1 protein-coding gene is annotated in these 464 nt (G+C 58.0%); it reads right to left on the bottom strand.

The features are described from left to right. Window positions 1-464 (bottom strand): HAD-IC family P-type ATPase (locus ACTHUR_RS20190; protein WP_440400581.1); only part of this gene is annotated, 464 nt, incomplete at both ends.

Below are 464 nucleotides of genomic sequence, written 5' to 3' on the forward strand. Positions count from 1 at the left end.
GTCGTTGATGCCGTCGCCGACCATCAAGACTTTTCTGCCTTGTTTCTGCAATTCTTCAACGTAGGCAAGCTTGTCTTCGGGTGCGGCTTCAGCGCGGTAGGTGTCCAAACGGAGTGCCTGCGCGACTTGTGCAACGGCATTTGTGCGGTCGCCGCTGAGCAGGTGGGTGCGGATGCCCTGTTGTTTGAGGATGTTGAGCATGGCGGCGGCGCTGTCTTTGATTTGGTCTTCGAGCAGGAAGACGGCTTGGAAACCGCTTTGGTTGCCGAGAAACACCATGCTGCCTGCGTGTTCGATGTCGGCGGCTTCGTCAGACAGCACGCCGGCTATTCCGGCGACTAAATCGGCGCGTCCCAATGCCCAAACTTGGGTTTCGTCTTTATAAGTCATTTGCGCGCTGACGCCTTGTCCGATGCGGTTGACGCGTTGGGAGACTGCGTATTCGGGCGCGTGGTTGGGGTCGT

It is taken from the genome of Neisseria sp. P0021.S007 (genome assembly GCF_051956855.1).